Below are 5,635 nucleotides of genomic sequence, written 5' to 3' on the forward strand. Positions count from 1 at the left end.
GCGTCAGTTGTGTATAAGACACAGGTCTTGGTTCCGGGGCTGGTTCCGGGGGGACAACCGGGGCCCCGCACGGCGGTGGGCCCCGCCTTCCGGGGGGGCCCACGGCGTGGAGCGGATCAGGCTTCGTCGGTCGGAGCCGAGACGGACGGGAGCGTCTGCTCCGCCGCCGCGGTCTTCTTCGTCGCCCGCTTCGCCACGGTCTTCTTGGCCGTCGTCTTCTTCGCGACGGTCTTCTTCGCGGCCGCCGCCTTCTTGGCCGGGGCCTTCTTCGCGGCCGTGGTCGTCGCCTTCTTGGCCGGCGCCTTACGGGCCTTCTTCACCGGGGTCGGCTCGGCCTCGGCGGCCGGGGCGTCGGCCTCGGTCACCGGCTCGGCGACGTCGGCAGCGGCGCTCTCGACCACCACGACGGCCGCCTCCGCCGCACCCGCGGGTGCGGTGGCCTTGCGGACGGCGCGGCGCCGCGGACGGGCCGGAGCGGCCTCCACGACGGCCTCGACGACCGGCTCGGGCTCGACGGCTGCCGGGGCCTCGACGACCGGCTCGGCCTCCGCCACGACCGGGGCGACGGGCTCCGGCTCGACGGCGGTCGGGGCTTCCGGAGCGGCGGCCTCGCCGGCCGGGGCGCCCGCAGGAGCGGTCGCCTTGCGGGTGGCGCGGCGACGGGTCCGGCCCTTGGGCGCGGCCTCCTCGACCACCACCTCCGGGGCCTCGGTGACCGTCTCCGCGGCCTCGACGGCCTCGGGGGCGGGCTCCAGGACCGTGTCGGCGGGCTCCACGACCGGCTCGTCCTCGACCACCGGGGTCACCGGGGCCGCTGCGGCGGGCCGCACGGCACCGCGCGGGGCGCCCGCAGGAGCGGTCGCCTTGCGGGTGGCGCGGCGACGGTTGCGACGGCCGCTGACACCGGCGGCGGCCTCCGCCTCGGCGGCGCTGCCGTACAGCTCCTCGTCGGCGACGAACTCCGGCTCCGGCAGCGCACGCGGCGCGGCGGCCTCGGCGGCAACCTCGGCCTCGGTCTCGGTCTCGATCTCCGCGTCGGCCTCGTACACGTCCGTGCCGGTGGTCTCCACCGTCTCGGTGTCGTGGTCGTGGTCGTGCTCCGGACCACGACCGCCACGGCGCTTGGAACGCTTGCCGTTGCCACCGCCGCCCACAACGGTCGGGGTCTCCATGTGGACGATGACGCCGCGGCCGTTGCAGTGGACGCAGGTCTCGGAGAAGGACTCCAGCAGACCCTGGCCCACCCGCTTGCGGGTCATCTGCACCAGGCCCAGCGAGGTGACCTCGGCCACCTGGTGCTTGGTGCGGTCGCGGCCCAGGCACTCCAGCATGCGCCGCAGGACCAGGTCGCGGTTGGACTCCAGGACCATGTCGATGAAGTCGATGACGACGATGCCGCCCAGGTCGCGCAGCCGCAGCTGGCGCACGATCTCCTCGGCCGCCTCCAGGTTGTTCCTGGTGACGGTCTCCTCGAGGTTGCCGCCCTGACCGGTGAACTTGCCGGTGTTGACGTCGATGACGATCATCGCCTCGGTCTTGTCGATCACGAGGGAACCGCCCGAGGGCAGCCACACCTTGCGGTCGAGCGCCTTGGCGAGCTGCTCGTCGATCCGGTACGTCGCGAAGACGTCGACCTCGGAGGTCCAGCGCGACAGCCGGTCGGCGAGGTCCGGGGCCACGTGGTTCACGTAGCCGTGGATGGTCTCCCAGGCGGTGTCACCGCTGACGATGACCTTCGAGAAGTCCTCGTTGAAGATGTCGCGGACCACGCGGACGGTCATGTCCGGCTCGCCGTACAGCAGGCTCGGCGAAGAGGTCGAGATCTGCTTCGACTTCTTCTGGATGTCCTCCCACTGGGCCTGCAGGCGCTCGACGTCGCGACGCAGCTCGTCCTCGCTCGCGCCCTCGGCGGCGGTGCGCACGATGACGCCCGCGTCCTCGGGGACGATCTTCTTGAGGATGGTCTTCAGGCGCGCGCGCTCGGTGTCGGGCAGCTTGCGGCTGATGCCGGTCATCGAACCCTCGGGCACGTAGACCAGGTAGCGGCCGGGCAGCGAGACCTGGCTGGTCAGGCGGGCGCCCTTGTGGCCGATCGGGTCCTTGGTGACCTGCACGAGGACCGACTGGCCGGACTTGAGGGCGGACTCGATGCGGCGCGGCCCGTTGGCCATGCCGAGCGCCTCGAAGTTGACCTCACCGGCGTACAGGACGGCGTTGCGCCCCTTGCCGATGTCGATGAAGGCGGCCTCCATGGACGGCAGCACGTTCTGGACCTTGCCCAGGTAGACGTTGCCGACGTAGGAGGTGGCCTCCTCCTTGTTGACGTAGTGCTCGACGAGGACGTTGTCCTCCAGCACGCCGATCTGGGTGCGCTCGCCGGACTGACGGACGACCATCACGCGCTCGACGGCCTCGCGGCGGGCCAGGAACTCGGCCTCGGTGATGATCGGGACGCGACGGCGGCCCTGCTCGCGGCCTTCGCGGCGACGCTGCTTCTTGGCCTCCAGGCGGGTCGAGCCCTTGATGGACTGGACCTCGTCGGAGGACGTGGACTCGCTGCGCTCGCGCGCCGGGCGCGGCTCGCGCACCTTGACGACGGTGCGTACGCCGTCGTCCTCGGCCGCCTCGGTCTCGGCGCCGGAGTCACCACTGCGACGGCGACGGCGACGACGGCGACGGCTGGACGAGGAACCGAGCTCGGCGTCGTCCGCGTCGTCGGCGTCCTCCTCCTCGGCGTCCTCGGCGGCGCCGGTCTCCTCCTCGGCGGACTCGTCGAGGTCGGCGGCCTCACCGCGACGGCGGCGACGGCCACCGCGACGACGACGGCGCGAGGGGCGCTCGCCCGACTCGTCGGCCTCGTCCTCGTCCAGCTCGGCGGCCTCGACCTCGGCGTCCTGCTCCTCGTCGAGGAGCTCGACGTCGGCCGGCGAGACGGGCGCGCCGGTCGCGGGCGCGGCGACGGGCTCGGCGGCGGCAGGTTCGGCGGCGGCGCCACGACGGCGACGACGGCGGCCGGCGGGCTGCTCGACGGGGGCCGGGGCCTGAGCCTCGACCTCGGTCTCCTCCTCTTCCTCCTCGGCTTCCTCCGCCCGGGACGCGGCGGCAGCGGCCGCGGCGGCCATGGCGGCGGTCTCCGGGGTCTGGAACATCGGCTCGGCGAAGACCGGGGCCTGGAAGACGGCCACGGCGGGACGCGCGGCGCGGCGGGCGGCACGGTTCGGCGCCGGGGCGGCGACCTCGGCCTCGACGGCGGCCACGGGCTGCGCGGGAGCGGCGGCCGAGGTGGAGCGGGTGGCGCGGCGGCGACCGCCGCGCTTCGGGGAGTCGACCGCGTCGGCGACGGTGACGGCGCGGGCAGCGGCCCTCGGGGCCTCCTGCACGGCGGCCGGGGTCTCGACGGCGATCTCGGCGGCGGGCGCCTCGGCGGCGGCCGGGGCGGCCACGGCGCGGGTGGCGCGGCGACGGGCACGCGGGGCGGAAGCCGGCGCGGCCGGAGCCTCCTCCTCGGCCACCGGGGCGGCGACCGGCGCGGGGGCGGCCTCCACGACGGGCTCGGCGGCGGGCGCCTCGGGGGCGGTCACCGCGCGGGTGGCCCGACGACGGGCACGCGGAGCGGCGGCCGGAGCGGCAGCGGGCTCCTCGACCACCGGGGCGACGACCGGCGCGGGGGCGGCCTCCACCACGGCCTCGGCGGCCGCCTCGACGGCGGCCGGAGCGGCCACGGCACGCGTCGCACGACGACGGGCACGCGGCGCCGGAGCGGCAGCGGGCTCCTCGACCACGGGAGCGGGGGCCGCGGCGGCGGGGGCTTCGGTGGCCGCCGCGACACCGCCGGGCGGGCCGGCGGGCCGGGAAGCGGCGCGGCGACGCCTGCGCGGGGGCAGGTTGTCGCTGGGGCTGCCACTGTCGGCAGCGGGGGTGTTCTCGTTTTCGGTGTTGAGCATGCGGGGTTCTCCCGTCACGCTCCCGGGCGCCGCGGCTGACGTCCGGTCCGGCACGGCTGCCGCGTAATGAGCGCGGAACCGGCCTCCGGGGCGCGTTCGCCACACGGGAGCTGTAGTCCATGGCCGCCGGTTCCGTACGTGTTGTCCGTACGGCCTGGCGGAAGTCTTCAGGTCAATGCGCTGCCCGACCCAGGTGGCTCCCGAGTGCCAGGGCTGCGCGACGACGACGATCCCTACGCGGCGGGACCTTCCGGCGCCTTCGCGTCGGTCGTTACGGCGGCCGTGGGTGGGGCGGCCGTGACGGCCTCGCGGTCGGGCGCGAGCGGGTCGGTCACCGTGCCGGACTCCTCGTCGAAGAGCCCCTGCGCCAGCCTGGTCACCGCTGCGGGGACCGGCGGCGCGAGGTCGGCCACAGCGTGGAGACCGGACAGGACGTCGTCGGGTCGCACGGCAGGTGTCAAATGCCGAACAACCAGCCGCAGTATCGCACAAGCATTGTCCAGCGGCCTATCAGCCTGGGCCGGAAGTGCTTCGAGGCTGACCACGGCCCCACGGGTGTCGAAGGTGCGGACGCCGTTCTTGGTGCGGCGCTGGACCTCGACGGCCTCGGCCGCGAGGAACGTCGTCACGGCCCGTTCGGCGTCCTCGGGCTCCACGCCCTCCAGGCGCAGCTCCCACACGGAGGCCGTCAGCCGGTCGGCGAGACCCGAGGTGCGGGCCTCGACGGCGTCGATGATGTCGAGCCCGGCGGGCATGGACTCGTCGAGCAGCGCACGAAGCTTTTCGGGGTCCCGGGAGGCCGCGAGGGCGATCTCCAGGTATTCGGCCTCACTGCCGGTACCGGTCGGCGCGGCGTTCGCGTACGAGACGCGGGGGTGCGGGGTGAAGCCGGCCGAGTACGCCATGGGGACCTCCGCGCGGCGCAGTGCCCGCTCGAAGGCTCGCTGGAAGTCTCGGTGACTGGTGAACCGGAGGCGGCCACGCTTGGTGTAACGCAGTCGAATGCGCTGCACCACCGGTGCGGGAGGCGGGCCTTCGGGCTGTCGCTTGCCCAGTGGTTCTTCTCCTTGTGCGGGGCGTCGCGGCTCGCACGTCGCCCTGAGTGTCTGTGGGGCCTGCCGGCCACGCCCTGCCTCCGGCTCACCCCTGCGTCTCGTGCAGGGAGATCTCGGGAGCGGGCGCGTTGCCTGCGGCTTTCGTACTACCCAGAGTACGCGCCCGTGACCTCGCCGGTTCCCCGGGAGGAGTACCGAACAGCAGACGTCGTACGTCGTCGCGGGCCTCCCGCACCGCGGCGCGGGAGCTGCGCCACACGCTGCGGAGGGCGTGCCCGGCGGGTGTGGCGACGTGGCGGTGGAGCCAGGCGCAGGGGCGGGCGACGCAGCCGCGCCACAACCACAGCAGTCCGCGACCGATTGCGCGGCTGATCCGCCCGGCGAGTCGCCAGGCGCCGACGAGCAGGTGCCCGAGCGGGGTGAGCACGTACCGGTACAGGTTCCGGCCGAGGGGGGCGAGCAGGTACCGGTACGTCGCGGTGGCGCCCGGAACCAGTACGTACCGCCACAGACCCACCCACGGCCAGTACAGAAGACCCAACGCCAGCCACCGCACCACCAGGACGACACCCCGGCCCGACCACGCGATCCCGTGCCCCAGCGGGATCAACACGTACCGCCACAGCCCGACCCACG

Annotated in this window: 2 protein-coding genes and 1 pseudogene; all 3 read right to left on the reverse strand. The window is 74.3% G+C overall.

The features are described from left to right. Positions 1-116 precede the first annotated feature (116 nt). Positions 117-3,944: an Rne/Rng family ribonuclease gene (locus tag ACFVS6_RS12845; protein ID WP_389703262.1), complete on the reverse strand. Its 3,828-nt coding sequence runs from the start codon at positions 3,942-3,944 to the stop codon at positions 117-119. Between the two features lie 233 nt (positions 3,945-4,177). After that, complete coding sequence (locus ACFVS6_RS12850; protein ID WP_389703263.1) at positions 4,178-4,957, reverse strand: TIGR03936 family radical SAM-associated protein; 780 nt, start codon at positions 4,955-4,957, stop codon at positions 4,178-4,180. A gap of 127 nt (positions 4,958-5,084) precedes the next feature. Then, positions 5,085-5,635: pseudogene (locus tag ACFVS6_RS12855) on the reverse strand (hypothetical protein); the annotation flags it as partial.

It is taken from the genome of Streptomyces sp. NPDC057939 (genome assembly GCF_042887545.1).
Lineage (GTDB): Bacteria > Actinomycetota > Actinomycetes > Streptomycetales > Streptomycetaceae > Streptomyces.

Bases quoted from the DNA above. Each gene is read 5' to 3' on its own strand.
- ACFVS6_RS12845 (WP_389703262.1), bottom strand. From the start codon at position 3,944: ATGCTCAACACCGAAAACGAGAACACCCCCGCTGCCGACAGTGGCAGC.